This window comes from Pseudoalteromonas carrageenovora IAM 12662, assembly GCF_900239935.1.
Classification (GTDB): Bacteria; Pseudomonadota; Gammaproteobacteria; order Enterobacterales; family Alteromonadaceae; genus Pseudoalteromonas; species Pseudoalteromonas carrageenovora.
Window position 1 is genome coordinate 3,574,919 of record NZ_LT965928.1, and the last position, 21,883, is coordinate 3,596,801.

Annotated in this window: 10 protein-coding genes and 3 rRNA genes; 4 read left to right on the forward strand and 9 right to left on the reverse strand. The window is 44.0% G+C overall.

Translation table 11 applies throughout. The features are described 5' to 3' along the window. Nucleotides 1-100 precede the first annotated feature (100 nt). A complete protein-coding gene (locus tag ALFOR1_RS16190) occupies nucleotides 101-517 on the reverse strand; it encodes a MerC domain-containing protein (protein WP_104643572.1) in 417 nt (138 codons plus the stop codon). A gap of 141 nt (nucleotides 518-658) precedes the next feature. Between ALFOR1_RS16190 and ALFOR1_RS16195 the strand changes: the two genes are divergently transcribed. From ALFOR1_RS16195 to ALFOR1_RS16205, 3 genes are all read left to right on the forward strand, one after another. After that, on the forward strand, nucleotides 659-3,070 hold the full coding sequence (locus ALFOR1_RS16195) for a TonB-dependent receptor (RefSeq protein WP_104643573.1): 2,412 nt from the start codon (nucleotides 659-661) through the stop codon (nucleotides 3,068-3,070). 27 nt (nucleotides 3,071-3,097) lie between these two features. Beyond that, nucleotides 3,098-4,501 carry a 5-methyltetrahydrofolate--homocysteine methyltransferase gene (locus ALFOR1_RS16200; protein ID WP_104643574.1) on the forward strand — a complete coding sequence of 468 codons (1,404 nt, stop codon included), beginning with the start codon at nucleotides 3,098-3,100 and terminating at the stop codon, nucleotides 4,499-4,501. Between the two features lie 155 nt (nucleotides 4,502-4,656). Further along, nucleotides 4,657-7,878, forward strand: a complete 3,222-nt coding sequence (locus ALFOR1_RS16205) for a S41 family peptidase (protein ID WP_104643575.1) — start codon at nucleotides 4,657-4,659, stop codon at nucleotides 7,876-7,878. Between the two features lie 98 nt (nucleotides 7,879-7,976). On the opposite strand, the gene ALFOR1_RS16210 is transcribed toward ALFOR1_RS16205, so the two are convergent. The 4 genes from ALFOR1_RS16210 to ALFOR1_RS16225 all read right to left on the reverse strand — a co-directional run bounded on the left by ALFOR1_RS16210 (nucleotide 7,977) and on the right by ALFOR1_RS16225 (nucleotide 13,412). After that, nucleotides 7,977-9,275, reverse strand: coding sequence for a DEAD/DEAH box helicase (locus ALFOR1_RS16210; protein ID WP_104643576.1), 1,299 nt, complete (start codon nucleotides 9,273-9,275; stop codon nucleotides 7,977-7,979). A gap of 206 nt (nucleotides 9,276-9,481) precedes the next feature. Next, complete coding sequence (locus ALFOR1_RS16215) at nucleotides 9,482-10,669, reverse strand: alpha/beta hydrolase-fold protein (RefSeq protein ID WP_104643577.1); 1,188 nt, start codon at nucleotides 10,667-10,669, stop codon at nucleotides 9,482-9,484. Nucleotides 10,670-10,780: 111 nt separating this feature from the next. After that, nucleotides 10,781-12,601, reverse strand: a complete 1,821-nt coding sequence (gene glmS, locus ALFOR1_RS16220) for a glutamine--fructose-6-phosphate transaminase (isomerizing) (protein WP_104643578.1) — start codon at nucleotides 12,599-12,601, stop codon at nucleotides 10,781-10,783. Between the two features lie 46 nt (nucleotides 12,602-12,647). Continuing rightward, nucleotides 12,648-13,412: a DeoR/GlpR family DNA-binding transcription regulator gene (locus ALFOR1_RS16225; protein WP_104643579.1), complete on the reverse strand. Its 765-nt coding sequence runs from the start codon at nucleotides 13,410-13,412 to the stop codon at nucleotides 12,648-12,650. Between the two features lie 153 nt (nucleotides 13,413-13,565). On the opposite strand from ALFOR1_RS16225, the gene ALFOR1_RS16230 reads away from it, so the two are divergent. Further along, on the forward strand, nucleotides 13,566-14,093 hold the full coding sequence (locus ALFOR1_RS16230; RefSeq protein WP_104643580.1) for a sugar O-acetyltransferase: 528 nt from the start codon (nucleotides 13,566-13,568) through the stop codon (nucleotides 14,091-14,093). 407 nt (nucleotides 14,094-14,500) lie between these two features. Here ALFOR1_RS16230 and rrf read toward each other — a convergent pair. The 4 genes from rrf to ALFOR1_RS16250 all read right to left on the reverse strand — a co-directional run bounded on the left by rrf (nucleotide 14,501) and on the right by ALFOR1_RS16250 (nucleotide 21,868). Continuing rightward, nucleotides 14,501-14,615 (reverse strand): 5S ribosomal RNA (gene rrf / locus ALFOR1_RS16235). Nucleotides 14,616-14,756: 141 nt separating this feature from the next. After that, nucleotides 14,757-17,646 (reverse strand): 23S ribosomal RNA (locus ALFOR1_RS16240). Nucleotides 17,647-17,938: 292 nt separating this feature from the next. After that, nucleotides 17,939-19,474: ribosomal RNA gene (locus tag ALFOR1_RS16245) — 16S ribosomal RNA — on the reverse strand. The 16S, 23S and 5S rRNA genes sit together here, the layout of an rRNA operon. A 600-nt stretch (nucleotides 19,475-20,074) precedes the next feature. Next, on the reverse strand, nucleotides 20,075-21,868 hold the full coding sequence (locus ALFOR1_RS16250; protein WP_104643581.1) for a choice-of-anchor I family protein: 1,794 nt from the start codon (nucleotides 21,866-21,868) through the stop codon (nucleotides 20,075-20,077). Nucleotides 21,869-21,883: the final 15 nt, after the last annotated feature.

Consider the following 21,883-nt stretch of genomic DNA (forward strand, 5'->3'; position numbering starts at 1 on the left):
ACTACTTTAACCCACTTATTACTTTAAGCTATTAAAAAATTTAAACACTAGGGTATTAATTTAAAGTGCTACACGTTAGTTGTTTGTAGCACTAACACCGCTAAGCTACCTGATCAGATTCATCGCCTGAACACGGGCAATTATCCTCATTTTGTTTAAGGCATTGTTGGTAATTAAACCAATGAGCCACAGCAATAAACGCTGATCCTATTAAGGTTAGCGCTTTTTCGGCTATTTCATGCCCTAGCAATACCGCACATATCATAAAAGACAGTCCAATAACGCCGCAGGCCATATAACGTTTACGCTTATGCTTTTTACAGCCTAAGCTCAGTGCTAATAAACTGGTGGGTAATACTGCTGCAAGAATCCATAAATGAAATTGTTCACTATCTATTTGCAGTACAGCAAAGCTTGGCAATAGCGCTAAAATAACCGGGGTTGCAAAACAATGCACTGTACACATTAACGATAACCCAATCGCCATACGATCCATAACACTTTGACTCGACTTCATTATTTCCTCTACTAAATTAGTGCCTCTACTCAAAAGCGTTACTTTTAAGGAGACATTTTAGTAACAACAGTTAATTACTATTGATACATTATAACATTTCTCGCATAATTGATATAATATAACATCTAACAAGGTAGTCAAATGAAACCTAGATCACAATTAGCTGTTCTCATCGCAGCTTTATTGCCAGCAAGTGTACTGGCATCCACAATTGAAGGCGTTGTTTTAAACAATCAAGGTAAAATAGTTACCAACGCAACCATAGAGGTTGAAGGTTCAGACCTTCAAGTAACCACCGACGAAAACGGTAAATTTGTTATTGCAGAGCTAAACAATGGCTTAAAAGAGCTTCATGTTGTGGCGCCAGGTTATGCGCATCTTCATCGCGATATAACAATAACGAATGATGAAACCCAATCGGTTACGTTTAATTTAAAGCGCTCGCCTATTGAAGTTATTGATATTGAAGCAACCCCTATTCATATGTCGGCAATGGAATCTGCCTCACCTGTTAGCGTTTTATCTGGCGAACAACTAAGACGACAACAAGCTGCAACACTTGGCGACAGCCTTGAAAAACTCCCAGGCGTTAATACTAACTTTCACGGTAAAGTAGCCAGTACACCAATTATTCGTGGTTTAAGCGGCCCGCGTGTACTCATAACTCAAAATGGCCTTGATGTAAGTGATGTGTCGCGCGTTGGTCCCGACCATTCTGTTGCATCAGAAGCGTCTACCGCACAACAAATTGAAGTATTACGCGGCCCAGCAACACTGTTCTATGGTAGCGGAGCGATTGGTGGTGTAGTTAATGTGGTAGATAGCCGCGTACCAACCGATAGCACAACACGCGGCGAGTGGAACGTAGAACATAACTCAGTAGATAACCAAAAAGTAGCCTCGTTTAATGCCACCACAGGCACAGACTCTGTGGCTTTTTACGCCGATGCATTTTGGCGTGAGGCCGACGACTACGAGGTGCCTGTAGCTGCCGATATAGATAGCGACGGTGAAGGCAATAGTGGCGATTACACTGTTGAAAACAGTAATGAAGAGTCTGACGGTTTTACTGTTGGCGCTAGCTACTTAATGGATAACGGCTTTATTGGCTTAGCAGTAGAGCAATTTAATCGTCAATACGGTATTCCGGGCCATACGCACGGCGATGAAGAAGAGGAAGAACACAGCGACGAAGAAGAAAGCGTATTTGCTGATTTAGAGCAAACAAAAGTGCAATTATTAGGTGAGTACAACCTAGATAATAAATGGCTAAACAAAGTAAACCTACGCGTTGGCCACACCGACTACGAACACGCTGAAATTGAAGGTGGCGCTGTAGGCACCACATTTAAAAACGAAACAAACGAATTACGCATAGACTTACTGCATAACCAATTTAGCGAGTGGAATGGCGGCATTAGCTTTCATTACAAACAAAGCGATGTTGAAGCACAAGGTGAAGAGGCCTTTACTCCTCCATCAGAAACCGAAAGCTTTGCTGTAGCGCTAATGGAAGAAAGACACTTTGGTGATTTTTTAGTGCAAGTAGGTGGGCGTATAGAGCGTGTAACCATTGAAGCAGGCGACGTGTTACTGCCAAATATTGACGCTCATGCACACGATGAGGCGCAAGAAGCCGACGAGCATGATCACGACCACGAAGAAAGCGCAGAAACCACTCGTGTATTTGACGTAGAGCACGAATTTACGCCAATCAGTTTATCGGCAGGCGTAGTGTGGGATTTTACACCTAACTATAATTTAGGACTTTCTGTATCGCGCTCTGAACGTGCGCCTTCTGCCTCTGAATTGTTATCGTTTGGGCCACACATTGGTACTGGCACTTACGAAGTAGGTGCACTATTTGATTTAGATGAAGACGGCCATTTAGGTTTATCTGATCAAACAATTGACCTAGAAACAGCCAATAATATCGATTTAACTTTTCGTAAAACCCAAGGTGATGTTGGCTTTATTTTAAATGCCTTTTACAACCAAGTAGATAATTACTATTACCAAATAGACACTGGTTTATTCGCTGAAAGTGGCCACGACCATGGTGATGAAGAAGAAGGCACTGACGAACACGACCATTCATCAGAACTACCGGTTTATTTATTTAAAACAGACGACGTAATTTTACACGGGTTTGAAGCGCAAATTGCGTGGCAGTTAACCGATGAATTTAAAGTAGATTTATTCTCAGATTACGTTCGTGCACGCCTTAAAGACGGCGGCGATTTACCCCGTACTCCACCGCTTCGTTTTGGCAGCGAGTTAAGCTATCAAACAGATAAACTCAGTGCACATATTCACGTTACTCGCTACCAAGAGCAAGACCGCACAGCCCCTCAAGAAACAGCAACAGACGGTTACACATTGGTTGATGCAAGCATCTCTTACGACCTTTCAGTATTAAATCAAGATATGTCTGTGTACCTACGAGGCACTAATTTAACAGATACAGAAGCACGCGTGCACAGCTCGTTTGTAAAAGATATAGCACCACGACCTGGGCGTAGTTTTGCACTAGGTATTCGCGGTTACTTCTAAAATAATTTTAAATAAAGGGAAACTAACATGAAAGAACTATACAAATTAAAGCTTATTGCACTGGCTATTAGCACTACATTTATTACAGCCTGTGGCGATGCAGAAACCAACATTGTAGAAAAAGATCCGATTGTTGTAGAAGACGAGCACGACCATGGCGATGATGATGATCACGACCATGATGACGGATACACAATTGATTCTTTAGGCAGGCTCGCTGTACTTGCAGATGACAACAACGAAGTAAGCTTTTTTGATTTAGACGACAACACACTGCTTGATACATTTACATTAAATGATGACTCAAACACCTTAGCAGCCTCGCCTGATTTTCGCTATGCGCTTATTGCCAATCGTACACAAGATTATTTAGGGTTTATTGATAGCGGCTTGTGGCGCGAAGATCACGGGGAGCACTTGCATGATTACAAACAAAGTCCTGCATTTAGTAGCTACGAGCTTACAAGTGGTAGTCGCCCTACACACTTAGTAAGTCACGACGGTCAATTAGCAATATTTTACGATGGTGATGCAGACTCAGGCACAGTTGCCTCTGTTGAAGTATTAACAGATAACGACATAACCAGCGCAACGACAACACTACCGGGTATTAGCTACGATATTAATATGCACGGTGTAGCAGAGCCTCGCGGTGAACATTTATTGTCAACACTTCGCCGCGATGATGCCGATAGCACATCGGTTGCTAAAGTACTGCCCGATCAAGTAGGTGTTTATCACTTTCATGATGGTGAATACGAACTTGAGCAAACTCTCAGCGTGACTTGTCCTGATTTACACGGCGCAGCACAAAACCACGACTACGTGGCATTTGGCTGTAGTGATGGTGTGTTATTAGCCCACCAGCACGATGAGGAATACGAAGCTGAAAAAATAGCGAACATTGCAGCCGTTGGCGATTTACGCATTGGTAGTATTTATGGCCACGAAGATAGCGAGACCTTTATTGGCGTAGCATCTGGCCATGGTGGCGGCGAAGCCGTAATTGTAACTATTAACCCAGCAACAGCACAAATGGAAGAACTAGAATGGCAACTAGCCGATGGCGCAAGTGCTGTGTCGTACTCTTTTTCTGCCCATGGCGAGCACTTTTTAATATTAGACAGCTTAGGTTTTTTAAATGTATTTAGCGCACACGACCATGATGGCGAAATGCATTGGGAGCTTGAAGGCCAAGTTGATATTACCGAGCAAGATGTATCAACCATGCCAGAGGGCATGAGCTTTAGCATGACAGTGGCGCAAAATGGTCAGTTTGCTTATGTAGCGGACCCTATTGCTCAGCACGTTGTGCAAGTACACCTTGAAGACTTAGAAATTGAAAGTGAGGTTGAGCTTACTTTTGCTCCTAGTGCAATTACTTGGCTTGGTATTGCGCAAGAGGAAGAAGAAGACGATCACGACCACTAATTTCACTCTTTAAAAAGAGTACTCCCTTGAAGGTTGGCGTTTTAATGCCAACCTTTTTTTATTCACATTTTGTAACAGACCTTTTATCGCAAGTGCATCGCTATTTATAACCTTATTGTTATGATGTAACAGCTATTAATATAGGATGTAATCCCATGAAAAAATTAACAACATTGGCGCTTGCCTTGGCTGCAGTTATCGCACCGAGCGTATCGGCCTATGAAACTAAAGACACTCGCTTACTACGCTTTCCTGATATTCATAACCAAAACGTGACCTTTGTTTACAGTGGCGATATTTATATTGCTAATACACAAACCGGCGAAAGCAAACGTTTAACCGACCACATTGGTTTTGAAACATTTCCTAAGTTTTCTCCTGATGGTAAGCGCATTGCATTTTCAGCCGAATATAACGGCAGCCGCCAAATTTATGTGATCAACAGCGATGGCTCAGGCCTTAAGCAGCTTACATACTACAACGATGTTGGCCCAATGCCGCCGCGTGGTGGCTTTGATTACCGCGTTTTAGATTGGACCGCCGATGGTAAAAATGTGGTGTTTAGAGCAAACCGCACACCATGGGGCAAACGTATGGGTCGCCCTTATATGGTCCCTGCCGACGGTGGCCTTGAGCAGCCTTTAGCTATTCCAGAAACTGGCGGCGGTATGCTCTCCCCAGATGGTAGCAAGTATGTTTATACGCCCATTGACCGTGAGTTTCGTACCTGGAAACGCACCCGTGGCGGCCGCGCGCAAGACGTATGGATTTACGATTTAGAAAATAACACCTCAGAGCAACTAACCACTAACCGTGCAACCGACCAGCAACCTACCTGGGTTGGCGACAACATTTATTTTGTATCTGACCGTGATTACACACTAAACCTTTACCAATACCGCAAAGGCAGCGAGCCTAAAAAGCTCACTAATTATAAAAACCTTGACGTACTTTGGCCCTCAGCAGGCCCTAATGCAATTGTGTATGAAAACGGCGGTTACTTATATCGCTTTGACGCAAAAACAAAAAAAAGCACTAAGCTGAGCATTAATATTGCCGGTGTGCGCCAATACGCTATGCCGTATAGCAAAAATGTGAGCGACTTTATTGATTCTATGTCGATTTCTCACGATGGCAAACGTGCTGTATTTACAGCCCGTGGCGAGCTATTTAGTGTACCTGTTAAACAAGGCCCTACGCGTAACTTATCGTACACAGATAAGAGCCGTGAAATAGACGCAAGCTGGTCGCCAAATGGGCGTTACATTGCTTACATGAGCGATGAAAGCGGCGAGTACGAAATTTACTTAAAAGATCGCAGTAAAAACAATGCCATTAAGCAACTTACTAGCAATGGTACCATTTGGCGCTTTACGCCTATTTGGTCACCCGATAGCGCTAAGCTATTGTTTGCAGATAAAAACAACACACTTTGGTGGTTAGATGCAAAATCGGGCAAGCAACACAAAATTGATACTGGCATTTACGACGAAGACGGCATTACTCAGTATACGTGGTCGCCTAATAGCCAAGACATTGTGTATGTTAAAAATAACGAAAACCGTTATGCCTCACTGTGGCACTACAACCTTAAAAAAGAAAAGGTGACGCGCCTAACAGACGAAATGAGTAACGAGCAAAACCCAACCTTTTCGCCAGATGGCCAATACCTTTACTTCAGCTCTGAGCGCGACTTTAACCTTGCGTTTAGCAGCTACGAGTTTGACTACATGTTTAACCGCGCCACCCGTATTTATGCGGCCGCAGTAAACGACAGCGTTAAACCGCTTATCGCCTTACAAAGTGACGAAACCACGATTGTAAAAGATAAAGAAGACGAAAAAGAAGATGACAAAAAAGTTAAAAACGCACTGCAAAGCAGCGACTTTATGCAGCGTGTTACCGCACTTAACGCGCCAGCGGGCGATTACCGTGGCTTAACCGCAGTAAAAGACGGCGTGCTTACACTTGCTAATGGCGCATTACAACTTATAGGTACCGAGCACGACAGTGAGCTAGAAACAGTCGCTAAAGGTGTTAGCAATTACACTATATCGAGCAATAGCGAGCACCTGCTTGTACATACAAGTGGCGGTTACAGCTTAATTGAGCCTAAACCCAAGCAAGACTTAGACGCCAACAAGCTCGATTTAAGCAAAATGACGCTTAAAATCAACCCGCAAGCTGAGTGGCAACAAATGTACGTAGAAGGCTGGCGCACATTGCGTGACTGGTTCTACGACGAAAACCATCACGGTCAAGATTGGGATGCTATTTTAGCTAAATACCAACCTATGGCTGATGCTATTAGCCACCGTAGCGACCTTGATTATATACTTAGCGAAATTGCTGGCGAAATTAACTCAGGCCATATTTACGTGCAATCGGGCGATATGCCAAAAGCCGAGCGTAAAAACCACGGTTTATTAGGCGCTAAGCTTGCAAGCGATCCATCGGGTTATGTAAAAATAGAGCAAATCTTTAAAGGTGAAAACTGGCATGACGATTTCCGCTCTCCGCTAGGCACTACAGGCGTAAAAGCACATAACGGCGATTACATAATTGCGGTAAATGGCCGCTCGGTTAAAGACGTGGCTAACTTTTACGAACTCCTTGAAAACACCCAAGGCGAGCAAGTGGAGCTGGTGCTAAACAGTAAACCGCGTAGCAAAGGCGCGTGGCAAGTAACAGTAAAACCTGTAGCCAGTGAGCAAGGCCTACGTTATTTAGGTTGGGTTAACTCGCGTGCAGCCTACGTAAATAAGCTATCAAATGGGCGTATTGGCTACGTACACCTGCCAAATACAGCGTATGAAGGTAACCGCGCCATGTTTAAAAATTACATGCCGCAAACCACCAAAGACGCCATGATTATTGATGACCGTTACAATGGCGGTGGCTATATTCCTGAGCATATGATCACCTGGCTTGCACGTAAACCACTTAACTATTGGAAACGCCGAGGCACCGAGCCGACTAAAACGCCACAGTTTGCACACGACGGTCCTAAAGCAATGCTAATAAACGGCTATTCAAGCTCAGGCGGTGACGCAATTCCTTACTACTTCCGCCAAGCGGGTTTAGGTAAGCTAATTGGTACGCGTACATGGGGTGGCTTAATTGGTATTTCTGGCAACCCTGCTCTTGTAGATGGCGGGCAAGTAATTGCTGCTACATTCCGTATTTTAGATACCCAAGGTAACTGGATTATAGAAAACGAAGGCGTTGCTCCTGATATTAAAGTGGTTGATCGCCCAGAGCTTATTTATAAAGGCCAAGATCCATCAATAGAACGTGCTGTACAAGAGTTATTAAAGGAGCTTAAAGAAAATCCTAAGCAACCTTTAGTGGTGCCACCAGCTCCGTCTAAGTTTTAATTTTCTGCAGAGCTAAACAAGCTAATACCAATAAAAAAACCCTGCAAATGTGCAGGGTTTTTTAATGGATGATTTAATTACTCATATAGTGTTAAAGCTTATTTTTTTCTCCAGCCACTCCATACGTCATCTTCTTGGTTGGATTTTTTCTTCTTTTTCTTACCTGTGCCTTCAGGCTTTGCCATTGGCTTATCGTTTTTAAGTGCTTGTGCTGCATCAAGATTTGCTTGGTTTACCGCAAAACCGGTTACTTCTTCACGCTCTAAACGCAGTTTGTTTTTTTTCTCGATTATTTTAAAGTGATGAAAGTCTTCGTAATCAATTAACGATAACGCTAGGCCAACTTCACCGGCACGGCCGCTTCGGCCAATACGGTGCATATAATCAGCGGGGCTGCGCGGTAAGTTAAAGTTAATAACAACAGGCAGTTTGGCAATGTCTAAACCACGGGCTGCTATATCGGTGGCTATAAGTACTTCGATTTCGCCCGCTTTAAATTTTTCTATTACGCGAGTACGCTCACTTTGGCCTTTATCACCATGAAATACCTGTGCGTTAATACCACGCTTTTCAAGCTTACCTGCTAAGTGCTCACAGTCTTTTTTAGCGTTTACAAAAATAAGCGCTTGGCGCCATTTATGCGCTTTAATTAAATGCGCTAAAACCGTAGTTTTTTCGCCTTTATTAACTGTAAATACGCGCTGTACAAGCGTGCTTTCGTCTTTACTTTGAACTTGTATTTCAACTGGGTTGGTTAACAGCTCTTGCGTTAATTGTGTGACTTGCTCTGGGAAGGTTGCTGAAAACAACATAGTTTGTTTTTTAGCAGGCATAAGCGCTAACAGCTCGGCAAGCTCTTCGGTAAAGCCAAGGCTTAGCATGCGGTCGGCTTCATCAAGCACTAAGGTCGTTACTTTATCGAGCTTAATAGCATTGCTTGAGATTAAATCGAGCAAACGCCCTGGTGTTGCCACGATAATATCGGCGCCGCCGCGTAGAGCCTGCATTTGTGTATTAACCGACACACCACCAAATACCGCCACCGTTTTAATCGCGCCATTAAAGTTAGCAGAATACGATTTAACGCTATCGGCCACCTGCGTAGCAAGCTCGCGCGTAGGTACCAAAATAAGCCCAGTGACAAAATTACCTTTGCTCGCTGCTTTTTTAGCGCCTTGCTCTAAAAATAGGGTTTGCAGCATAGGCAAAGCAAATGTTGCTGTTTTACCTGAGCCAGTATTTGCCCCCGCAATTAAATCGCTACCAGCAAGTACACTTGGAATCGCCTTAGCTTGAATTGGCGTAGGTTGGCTATATTCCAAATCGGTTAAACGAGCTTGTAGCTCTGGAATAAGGCCAAGATCGTTAAAGGTACTAGGGCTTGTTGCTGAGGTCATGAATATTACGGGCTCATTGCTAAAATAGTAGCCTGTAATTTTAGCGTATTTAGCGCTTATTAAGTAGGGATTAGTGATTTTAATGTGGTTTAAGTAATGGCTGCGAGCGTCGAGCTACAAGCTTCGAGGAAATTTGACTGTCACCGTGAGCACTCCAAACTTAAAGAGGCTTTCATAAAAAGCCAACAACTAAGTTAGCAATATTATTAGTTCTTGCTAAGTTCTGCTTGTAACCTAGCTTTTGTTTCTCTTAAATAATTTATATAAGGATATGAGTCATTTGTAATGGCTAAAGCAGATTCCATCTGTTCAAGCGCTTGACGAGTATCACCTTGCATTTCATAGCCATAAGATAAGGCTGAAAACGCATCGACTGATTTTGGGTGGTTTTTTATATTGTACTTAAACACCTCAATAGCACGGGAAAATTGCTTGCTGCCCGTTAGGTCATAACCAAGTGATCTAACAGCACGGTCTGGTGGCGCAGTCTGCTCGCCCCATTGTTGAGATAAGTTTTGATAATAAGCATCAATAGAGGTTACATCGTCAGTTAAATCACTTATGGGCATTTGTTTAGGCAAAAATAAGTTGTGATAGGCATTAAATGAACCAGCAACCGAAGTCAGGTTATGCGAGACACCATCAAACGCGTCACTAAAGAAGCGTAAATTTGGCAAGCTATTAGATTGCAAAGCTTGCTGCAGCTCATTATATCGCTCACGCATTAAGCCAGCTTCTTCACCAATATTTATATAAACATAGTTATTTAGGTTTTTTGATTTATTAATAAAGGCCTTAGTTGCTTTTACCGACGCACCATAGTTCCACCAAACGGCTGGGCTATACGCAATATGCGCTTGGAAAAGATCTTGGTTAGCTTGCATTGTATAAAGTGCAAACACGCCTGCCGCAGAGGCCCCTGCAATCACATTATAATTGTGCGTACGATAACTTTTATTAATTAAGGGCATAAGTTCTTGCTCAATAAATACTAAAAACTTTGCTGCACCACCACCTTCACCTACCGGGCCTTGTGGCTCTTTATTCACTGTAGGGTAAAAATCTCTGAGTCGATTGGTGTTTTCAACAGCGACAATAATAACCTCTGGCGCACGATTATCATTTTGCAAGCGCTCCATCACAGCACTTATAAGCGGTATGTTACCCGCACCATCAAGGCGATAAATGACCGGATAAACTTTGTTTGGATTAGCTTGATAACTCTTTGGAAGCTGGACTACAACTGTGCGCTCTTCGTTTAAAATTGCTGAATTAATAGTATGTATTTGTTGCGTATAGCTAATGGTTTGCTGTTTTAAATCAGGCTCTGCAAGTGTGCTACTAGAATAAAATATAAATAAACTACATATAAAAACAGCGGTTAATAAACGCATTACTAATCCTTTAGAAAATAGTGTGTTATTTAATCTAACAGGCTTTGAGGTACAAAAAAAGGCGCATTAAGCGCCTTTAATCTTCAACAAGTAATTACCAACCAATTGACCTTACTCAACCGTAACCGATTTAGCTAAGTTACGTGGTTGGTCAACGTCGGTACCTTTAATTACTGCTACGTAGTACGACAGTAACTGTAATGGCAGTGTGTAAACAATTGGCGCAATAATGTCGTCAGTATGGTTTACGTTGATTACACGCATTGTGTCGTCTGACTCAAAGTGTGAATCTTTATCTGCGAATACGTAGATAATGCCGCCACGTGCGCGTACTTCTTCTACGTTTGATTTAAGCTTTTCTAATAACTCATTGTTTGGCGCTACAACAATAATTGGCATGTCGGCATCAATAAGTGCAAGTGGCCCATGTTTTAGCTCGCCCGCTGCATAGGCTTCTGCGTGAATGTACGAAATCTCTTTAAGTTTAAGCGCACCTTCCATTGCAATTGGGTATTGCGAACCACGGCCTAAAAATAGTGAGTGATGCTTGTCGGCAAATTCTTCTGCAAGGTCTGCAATGCCATCAGCCAGTAGTAATGTTTCTTCAAGCTTAGCAGGTAGTACTTTTATAGCATTTACAATGGCACTTTGATCAAGCATTTTTTCTTGGGCTATAGACGCAGTAAGCATTAACAAACCAACTAATTGCGTTGTAAATGCTTTAGTAGAAGCTACGCCAATTTCAGCGCCGGCTTTGGTCATAAATGCAAGGTCAGATTCGCGTACAAGCGATGAACCCGGTACGTTACAAATGGTCATTGAGGCCATGTAACCTTGCTCTTTAGCTAAGCGTAATGCCGCTAGCGTATCGGCAGTTTCACCCGATTGAGAAATAGTCACAAGCAGGCTGTTTTCGTGTACATACGATTGGCGGTATCTAAACTCAGAGGCAATCTCAACATTACAGCTAACGCCTGCAAATTGCTCAAGCCAGTAACGGGCAACCATACCTGAATGGTATGACGTACCACAGGCAATAATTTGTACGTGTTTTACATCTTTAAATATTTGCTGAGCACTGTCGCCAAAGGCATCAATTGCTACGCGGTCGTCGTTTAAACGCCCTTCAAGGGTATTGCGTACCGCAAGTGGTTGCTCGTAAATTTCTTTTAGCATGTAGTGGCGGTAGTCGCCTTTGCCTGAAGCGTCTTGCGTGATGTTTGATTCAACAACTTCACGCTCTACAGCGTCGCCATTTTCATCAAAAATTTCAACAGTGTCACGTGTAATACGGGCTACGTCGCCTTCTTCTAAGAAGATAAAGCTACGAGTAACGGGTAATAGTGCTAGCTGATCAGAGGCAATAAAGTTTTCGCCAAGGCCTAAACCTATAACAAGCGGGCTACCTGAGCGCGCTACGATGATTTCGTTGTCGTTTGCTTTATCAAATACAACGGTACCAAATGCACCTTCAAATTGCTTAACAGCTGCTTGAACAGATGCAAGTAACGTAGTGTGTTGCTTACGAAGCTTATGAATTAAGTGCACCATTACTTCGGTATCGGTTTCAGATAAGAACTCGTAGCCTTCTTCTTTAAGTGATGCGCGTAAGCTTGCATGGTTTTCAATAATACCGTTATGCACAAGTGCTAGCTGGTTGTTTGATACATGCGGATGAGCGTTTTCTTCTGTAACACTACCGTGTGTTGCCCAACGTGTGTGTGCAATACCTGTATGACCGCTAACGCCTGCTTTCTCAAGTGCGGCTTCTACGTTCACAACTTTACCGACTGCTTTTACAGTATTTAGCGTAGAGCCTTCTAATAGTGCTACACCGGCAGAGTCGTAGCCACGGTATTCAAGACGTTTAAGGCCTTCAACTAAAATTTTGTTTACTGGACGTTCTGCAACCGCCCCAACTATTCCACACATAGTGTCTCCATTAATTTTTTAATTCTAGTAACTCGCTTTGTAGTTACTATTCAATAATCTCTGCACAAATTAGCTTTACACCACACGCCTCAATCGCTTTGCGTTTATCATCTGCTAAGCCAGTATCGGTTATTAATGTGGTTACTATTTTCCACGGTAATTCTAAATTTGGTATTTTTCGGCCAATCTTATCTGACTCAACCATTACTATTACTTCACGGGCGGCCTTTGCCATAACTTGGCTTAAGCCAACTAACTCATTAAAAGTAGTCGTGCCGCGTTTTACATCTATGCCGTCTGCACCAATAAATAGCTGATCAAAATCATAAGAGCATAATACGTTTTCGGCAACTTGCCCCTGAAACGACTCAGAATGCGGATCCCATGTTCCGCCAGTCATTAAAAGTGTTGGCTCGTTTTCAAGTGATAGTAAACGGCTCGCCACTTTAATCGCGTTGGTCATTACAACTAACCCGCGTTTATTTGCAAGCTCTGGGATCATGGCGGCCGTAGTACGCCCGCTATCAATAATAATGCGGTTATGATCTTTTATAAGTGCAGCTGCAGCCTTAGCTATTGCTACCTTGCGCTTAGAGTCTATTTCATCACTTACAATTTCTTTAGGCAGTGCAATAGCACCACCGTAACGGCGAAGTAACAGGCCACTTTTTTCAAGCGCGGTTAAATCTTTACGAATGGTTACTTCAGATGTTTGAAACTGCTCAGCGAGCTTTTCAACAGCCACTTCACCTAGCTCATTAACTTGAGCCAATATATTATGGCGACGCTGCTGTGTGTTTCGTTTAGTCATAAAGTAAGATATTAAGTTTCGTTTCGAAAGATGTGCAATTTTAAACGAAACAAGTTAAATGGCAAGTGAACGAGCAAAAATAAAGCAGCTTTCAACAAGTAATAATAAAGGTAAAATAGCTTTAGCATCTTTTAACTAAACAAAGAAACCATAATGCAGCCATTTAATAGCTTAAACAAAGAGCTTTTAGCCCTACGTAAACAAACAGGTGAAATATGCCGACTCTTTAATAAAAGCCCAAGTAAAGGCAATTTAAAACGTATTAAAGAGGTATTCGCTCAATGCGGTGAAGGGGTAATTATAGAATCAGGTTTTCATTGCGATTATGGTAATCAAATAACTATTGGTGATCGTAGCTTCATAAATATTAACTGTACTGTATTAGATGCCCCAATTAGTGAAGCTTCAATTACAATTGGTAATGACTGCTTAATTGGTCCTAACGTTCAACTCTTAGCGGTATCCCATGCCGTTAACCCTACACAGCGACTCAATAAAGAAAACTTTGCATCACCCATCACAATAGGAGACAACGTGTGGATTGGCGCTGGTGCAATTATTTTGGCGGATGTATCTATTGGGGATAACAGTGCTATTGGTGCGGGATCTGTAGTTACTAAAAATGTAACGGCTAATACGGTAGTAGCGGGTAATCCAGCTCGTGAAATAAGAGCACTATAAATTTTAATCAATGTGTTTTTTAGTGCTCGCCTTACAGACCTACGCGATAGGTATTGTATTGGATGAGTGTACATTACGTGTGCGTATTTTACTTTTCTTCAGACGTAAAAAAGCCCGACTATTGCTAGTCGGGCTTTATACAATTTGAAGTCGGTGCGCTACGCAGTAGAATGTCATGGTGCCCACAGCGCTCGAGAGTCACAGTGAAATGCTACACTATCTTTGTGTCGGGGCGGCCTTGTGCGGGGCTCGCCTTCGAGCTGTTTTGTTTGATGTATAGGAATACAAATGCCGTGGAGTACAGGATGTACGAGAGCGGCCACTACTGAGTTTGGCATGGGCTATTTACTAAACCCCAGACAGCAAAAAACCCGTTACATTGCTGTAACGGGTTTCTCTTATTTGAAGCCTGGTAATGTCCTACTTTCACATAGCAAATGCTACACTATCATCGGCGCTGTTTCGTTTCACTACTGAGTTCGGCATGGAGTCAGGTGGGTCCAAAACGCTATTGTCACCAAGCAAATTTGGGTGTCAGTTCGTATTTCTACGCACTAACTAAATCTGGAAAATATCTGATAATATTTTTTAAGTCTTTAAGTAATATCTACTTTAGTTATTAACTTCTGTCGCTTCACTGTCACAAAACGCGTTTGGCGTTGTATGGTTAAGCCTCACGGGTAATTAGTACAAGTTAGCTTAATGGCTCACACCACTTCCACATCTTGCCTATCAACGTTGTAGTCTTCAACGGCCCTTCAGAGACTTTAAAAGTCTAGTGAGAAATCATCTCGAGGCCTGCTTCGCGCTTAGATGCTTTCAGCGCTTATCAGTTCCGAACGTAGCTACCGGGCAATGCCATTGGCATGACAACCCGAACACCAGCGGTTCGTTCACTCCGGTCCTCTCGTACTAGGAGCAACCCCTCTCAATTCTCAAACGCCCACGGCAGATAGGGACCGAACTGTCTCACGACGTTCTAAACCCAGCTCGCGTACCACTTTAAATGGCGAACAGCCATACCCTTGGGACCGACTTCAGCCCCAGGATGTGATGAGCCGACATCGAGGTGCCAAACACCGCCGTCGATATGAACTCTTGGGCGGTATCAGCCTGTTATCCCCGGAGTACCTTTTATCCGTTGAGCGATGGCCCTTCCATTCAGAACCACCGGATCACTATGACCTACTTTCGTACCTGCTCGACGTGTCTGTCTCGCAGTTAAGCTGGCTTCTACCATTACACTAACCGTACGATGTCCGACCGTACTTAGCCAACCTTCGTGCTCCTCCGTTACTCTTTGGGAGGAGACCGCCCCAGTCAAACTACCCACCAGGCACTGTCCGTAACCCCGATTCAGGGGCCAACGTTAGAACATCAAAACTACAAGGGTGGTATTTCAAGGACGACTCCACAAAAACTAGCGTCTCTGCTTCAAAGTCTCCCACCTATCCTACACATGTAGGTTCAATGTTCAGTGCCAAGCTGTAGTAAAGGTTCACGGGGTCTTTCCGTCTAGCCGCGGGTACACAGCATCTTCACTGCGATTTCAATTTCACTGAGTCTCGAGTGGAGACAGCGTGGCCATGGTTACACCATTCGTGCAGGTCGGAACTTACCCGACAAGGAATTTCGCTACCTTAGGACCGTTATAGTTACGGCCGCCGTTTACCGGGGCTTCGATCAAGAGCTTCTCCCTAAGGATAACCCCATCAATTAACCTTCCGGCACCGGGCAGGTGTCACACCGTATACGTCATCTTGCGATTTTGCACAGTGCTGTGTTTTTAATAAACAGTCCCAGCCACCTGGTCACTGCGGCTCCCGTCCGCTTAGAGAGCAAGTCTCATCACAGATAGGAGCGTACCTTCTCCCGAAGTTACGGTACGATTTTGCCTAGTTCCTTCACCCGAGTTCTCTCAAGCGCCTTAGTATTCTCTACCTGACCACCTGTGTCGGTTTGGGGTACGATTCGGTATAATCTGAAGCTTAGAGGCTTTTCCTGGAAGTATGGCATCAACAACTTCATCACCTTGGTGACTCGTCTCGTGTCTCAGGTTTAATGTTCGTCCGGATTTACCTAAACAAACGCCCTACTCACTTTCACATGGACAACCATCGCCATGCTTGCTTAGCCTTCTCCGTCCCCCCATCGCAATTATACCAAGTACGGAAATATTAATCCGTTTCCCATCGACTACGCCTTTCGGCCTCGCCTTAGGGGTCGACTTACCCTACCCTGATTAACATGGGATAGGAACCCTTGGTCTTCCGGCGTGCGGGTTTTTCACCCGCATTATCGTTACTCATGTCAGCATTCGCACTTCTGATACCTCCAGCATGCCTCCCGGCACACCTTCAACGGCTTACAGAACGCTCCCCTACCACTCAACGTAAACGTTGAATCCGCAGCTTCGGTGCATAGTTTAGCCCCGTTACATCTTCCGCGCAGACCGACTCGACCAGTGAGCTATTACGCTTTCTTTAAAGGATGGCTGCTTCTAAGCCAACCTCCTGGCTGTCTGGGCCTTTCCACATCGTTTCCCACTTAACTATGACTTTGGGACCTTAGCTGGCGGTCTGGGTTGTTTCCCTCTTCACGACGGACGTTAGCACCCGCCGTGTGTCTCCCGGATATTACTTTACGGTATTCGGAGTTTGCAAAGGGTTGGTAAGTCGGGATGACCCCCTAGCCTTAACAGTGCTCTACCCCCGTAAGTATTCGTCCGAGGCTCTACCTAAATAGATTTCGGGGAGAACCAGCTATCTCCCGGTTTGATTAGCCTTTCACTCCTAGCCACAAGTCATCCCCTAACTTTTCAACGTTAGTGGGTTCGGTCCTCCAGTTGATGTTACTCAACCTTCAACCTGCTCATGGCTAGATCACCGGGTTTCGGGTCTATACCTTGCAACTAATCGCCCAGTTAAGACTCGGTTTCCCTACGGCTACCCTATACGGTTAACCTCGCTACAAAATATAAGTCGCTGACCCATTATACAAAAGGTACGCAGTCACCTAACAAGTAGGCTCCTACTGCTTGTACGTACACGGTTTCAGGTTCTATTTCACTCCCCTCACAGGGGTTCTTTTCGCCTTTCCCTCACGGTACTGGTTCACTATCGGTCAGTTGGGAGTATTTAGCCTTAGATGATGGTCCACCTATATTCAGTCAAAGTTTCACGTGCTCCGACCTACTCGATTTCACTTAAAATGTCTTTTCATGTACGGGACTATCACCCTGTATCGTGGCACTTTCCAGAGCCTTCCATTAACACATAATAAGCTTAAGGGCTGTTCCGATTTCGCTCGCCGCTACTTTCGGAATCTCGGTTGATTTCTTTTCCTACGGGTACTTAGATGTTTCAGTTCTCCGCGTTTGCCTCGTTAACCTATGTATTCAGTTAACGATACCTGCAAGCAGGTGGGTTTCCCCATTCGGAAATCCTAGTCTCAAGCGCTTTTTACTAGCTTGACTAGGCTTATCGCAAGTTAATACGTCCTTCATCGCCTCCAACTGCCAAGGCATCCACCGTGTACGCTTAGTCACTTAACCATACAACCCAAACGGGTCTTTGTTCGTGACAGTTTAACTTCGCCAGAAGTTAATATTGAATACTAAAGTAGATACCAATCAATCAACTCAAAGAGTGATTAAATGGCACTGAATGATACTGCTATCATTCTTTTTTACTTTTGAAAACTCTTGATAAATACGAATATTTATCAGAATTTTATTATCAGCTTTTCCAAATTTTTAAAGAGCATATTAATTAGTAAGCTCAAAGAGCAGTACTAACTAACAATCATCTGTGTGGACACTACGAACAAATAAGTTCTAAATCGTATAAGGAGGTGATCCAGCCCCAGGTTCCCCTAGGGCTACCTTGTTACGACTTCACCCCAGTCATGAATCACTCCGTGGTAAACGTCCTCCCGAGGGTTAGACTATCTACTTCTGGAGCAACCCACTCCCATGGTGTGACGGGCGGTGTGTACAAGGCCCGGGAACGTATTCACCGCGTCATTCTGATACGCGATTACTAGCGATTCCGACTTCATGGAGTCGAGTTGCAGACTCCAATCCGGACTACGACGCACTTTAAGTGATTCGCTTACTCTCGCGAGTTCGCAGCACTCTGTATGCGCCATTGTAGCACGTGTGTAGCCCTACACGTAAGGGCCATGATGACTTGACGTCGTCCCCACCTTCCTCCGGTTTATCACCGGCAGTCTCCTTAGAGTTCTCAGCATTACCTGCTAGCAACTAAGGATAGGGGTTGCGCTCGTTGCGGGACTTAACCCAACATCTCACAACACGAGCTGACGACAGCCATGCAGCACCTGTATCAGAGTTCCCGAAGGCACCAAACCATCTCTGGTAAGTTCTCTGTATGTCAAGTGTAGGTAAGGTTCTTCGCGTTGCATCGAATTAAACCACATGCTCCACCGCTTGTGCGGGCCCCCGTCAATTCATTTGAGTTTTAACCTTGCGGCCGTACTCCCCAGGCGGTCTACTTAATGCGTTAGCTTTGAAAAACAGAACCGAGGTTCCGAGCTTCTAGTAGACATCGTTTACGGCGTGGACTACCAGGGTATCTAATCCTGTTTGCTCCCCACGCTTTCGTACATGAGCGTCAGTGTTGACCCAGGTGGCTGCCTTCGCCATCGGTATTCCTTCAGATCTCTACGCATTTCACCGCTACACCTGAAATTCTACCACCCTCTATCACACTCTAGTTTGCCAGTTCGAAATGCAGTTCCCAGGTTGAGCCCGGGGCTTTCACATCTCGCTTAACAAACCGCCTGCGTACGCTTTACGCCCAGTAATTCCGATTAACGCTCGCACCCTCCGTATTACCGCGGCTGCTGGCACGGAGTTAGCCGGTGCTTCTTCTGTCAGTAACGTCACAGCTAGCAGGTATTAACTACTAACCTTTCCTCCTGACTGAAAGTGCTTTACAACCCGAAGGCCTTCTTCACACACGCGGCATGGCTGCATCAGGCTTGCGCCCATTGTGCAATATTCCCCACTGCTGCCTCCCGTAGGAGTCTGGACCGTGTCTCAGTTCCAGTGTGGCTGATCATCCTCTCAAACCAGCTAGGGATCGTTGCCTTGGTGAGCCATTACCTCACCAACTAGCTAATCCCACTTGGGCCAATCTAAAGGCGAGAGCCGAAGCCCCCTTTGGTCCGTAGACGTTATGCGGTATTAGCAGTCGTTTCCAACTGTTGTCCCCCACCTCAAGGCATGTTCCCAAGCATTACTCACCCGTCCGCCGCTCGTCAGCAAAGTAGCAAGCTACTTTCTGTTACCGCTCGACTTGCATGTGTTAGGCCTGCCGCCAGCGTTCAATCTGAGCCATGATCAAACTCTTCAATTAAAAAGTTTTATGTCTTTCGACAGCTCAATGAATTCTGAATTTATTTAATATCTTTCGATATTGAATTGACTGTGCTGAATAACTACCGAAGTAATTATTCTGTTGGTCACTCAGTTTCAATTGAGACTCTAATTTGTTTGCCTCACTACCGAAGTAGGTTGGCTGTTAGAACTCAATCTGTACGAGTGCCCACACAGATGATTGCTTTATATTATTAAAGAACGTTTTGAGTCGCTTTAGCGTCTCAAGGGGTGCGAATAATACACCCTTTATTTTTCGAGTCAACACTTTGTTTTAAACTTTCTTTTTAGAAGATTCAAAACCGAAGTTTTATTTAACTCTCTGAGCCGCTGCTGCCTTGCTATGCATCGGCGTTTCCCGTCTCAGTGGGGTCGCATTATAGGGAGATTCGAGCGGGGGTCAATGTTTTATTTCAGCTTTTTGACAAATAAATGAATTTAGTATGAAACGCATACAAACAAAGGGCTTCGGAGTGATTTTAGATTAAAAAACGCGCACATCATATCGCTATTTTATAGCTATTATTTGTGCGTTAGAAAAAGCAGTACACTTAGTAATCGCTATACTGCTTTGTTGGTTTTAATTTGCTGCAATTTGCCATACAGCTATAGAACCTGAGATCTCATTACCTATTATAAGGAGAGGCTCGCCTGTCGCACTTTGTTCAGCAGGTACAAACACCATGCCTTCGGGTGCAAGGTCGCCGGTTATATCTGCCCCTTCTATTACACCTCGGTTATAAAAGTAATCTTCAAATTGCACATCGTAAGGGTTGGTAATATCGTAAACCATAATCCCGCCCATGCGCTCAAGACCTATAAAGGCAAAAGTGCGTTCGTCTATCGTACCTATTATTAGCGCTTCGGGTTCTGCGCCTTTATCATCTGAACGTGTGTCACCTTCGTTTTCATCTTCATTGTTATTAAAGGCTTCACCATGAACCGATGCGGTAATACGACCTATGTCATCGCCTGAGTCAAACACCACCAGCCCATTACTGTCCCAAATGGTAAACGACCGTGCACCATAGGCATAAAGCGATTCGTACTGGCCATCGCTATTAGCATCGCCTTTTACTGTACTTACTTTCAAACGACCAATATCGTTATCGTCATTATTTAAGTAATCAAAATTAGCAGCAAGGGTTAAATCTTCAACACGGCTTTCATCTATATAAGCAAGACAGCCATCATCTTCATCGTAATCTAGGCCGCCCTTTGCTGTACAGTCTGCTTCATCTGTTACATTAAAGAAGTATTCACGTGCATCACCTTCATTAGCCGATACTATAAAGTTTGCGCCTTTCCAGCTAAAGCTTGAGATAGTATCTGGCTGATACATACCGTAAAGCCCTGGGTACGATTTAAAATTAACACCGCCGTCTTTATCTGATGCATCTATTTGTAAATTTGACCAATCTTTAAAGCCTAGCGCTTTTAGCTCTACGCTATTATCTTCTAGGTTAATAATAGCGAGACCGTTATTTTCTTGAATTGATACGTAGGCATATTTGTTATCTTTAGAAATGCTGACGTACTCAGGCTCTAAGTCCATAGCTACTGTCGTATTTATTACATTTCCGTTAATAGTGCGCCCAGTAGGGTTAGCAAACACAAATCCATCAGACTCAAGTTCAGCTTGCTGACTATTGTAAGTAGTAAAGTCAATATTAGTTGCCGTATCGGCTACTACACCCTCTACTATATTAATTATGCTTACAGAGCCTTCTGGGTCGATACTGTAATCGCCATTAGGTTCACCTTCATTGGCTACAACTACTTTTGTACCGTCGTGGTTAAAAGTCACCATGTCTGGTAAAAAGCCCGCAGGTACATTTTTTATGAATGCCGGTGCATCGCCGCTTATATCGTAAAATGCAATTTGACCCGCTTCGCCCACATTTTTAGCAGCCATAGCCACAGCTAGCATTTGGTTGTTTTCATCTATTGCTATGCTGTTGGCATCGCCTGGGGTGTTGTCATTTAAGGTAAGGGTAATGGTTGATGTTAGGTTAATTGCACTCACTATCCCTTCGTTATCTTGAACAAGGGCCGCCTTATCAAAGGTGTCGGCCGGTATAATATTAACAACGGATTCATCACCAGAGCTGTTAATGGCGTATATCCACTTTTTAGATGCTTGATAAGCGACTATTTCGGCTGCACCCTCGGGGCTTTGGGCATTAAGTACAGCGCGGCCTACTAAACTTATATTTAACGCTGAGTTTGCATTAGTGCCGTTAGTACCATTTTGACCCGCTGTACCTTGCTCCCCTTGGATACCTTGCGTGCCGTCTTGGCCGTCATCTCCATCTAGTGAGCAACCTGTTAATATTGATATAAGTGAAAGTGCTATAAGTGACCTTTTTAACATTGTTATTTTCCTTAG

Excerpts from the sequence above, each read along its gene's own strand:
- ALFOR1_RS16195 (WP_104643573.1), top strand. The coding sequence starts at position 659 with ATGAAACCTAGATCACAATTAGCTGTTCTCATCGCAGCTTTATTGCCA.
- ALFOR1_RS16225 (WP_104643579.1), bottom strand. The coding sequence starts at position 13,412 with ATGACTAAACGAAACACACAGCAGCGTCGCCATAATATATTGGCTCAA.
- ALFOR1_RS16210 (WP_104643576.1), bottom strand. The coding sequence starts at position 9,275 with ATGACCTCAGCAACAAGCCCTAGTACCTTTAACGATCTTGGCCTTATT.
- ALFOR1_RS16205 (WP_104643575.1), top strand. The coding sequence starts at position 4,657 with ATGAAAAAATTAACAACATTGGCGCTTGCCTTGGCTGCAGTTATCGCA.
- ALFOR1_RS16215 (WP_104643577.1), bottom strand. The coding sequence starts at position 10,669 with ATGCGTTTATTAACCGCTGTTTTTATATGTAGTTTATTTATATTTTAT.
- ALFOR1_RS16190 (WP_104643572.1), bottom strand. The coding sequence starts at position 517 with ATGAAGTCGAGTCAAAGTGTTATGGATCGTATGGCGATTGGGTTATCG.
- ALFOR1_RS16250 (WP_104643581.1), bottom strand. The coding sequence starts at position 21,868 with ATGTTAAAAAGGTCACTTATAGCACTTTCACTTATATCAATATTAACA.
- ALFOR1_RS16200 (WP_104643574.1), top strand. The coding sequence starts at position 3,098 with ATGAAAGAACTATACAAATTAAAGCTTATTGCACTGGCTATTAGCACT.
- glmS (WP_104643578.1), bottom strand. The coding sequence starts at position 12,601 with ATGTGTGGAATAGTTGGGGCGGTTGCAGAACGTCCAGTAAACAAAATT.
- ALFOR1_RS16230 (WP_104643580.1), top strand. The coding sequence starts at position 13,566 with ATGCAGCCATTTAATAGCTTAAACAAAGAGCTTTTAGCCCTACGTAAA.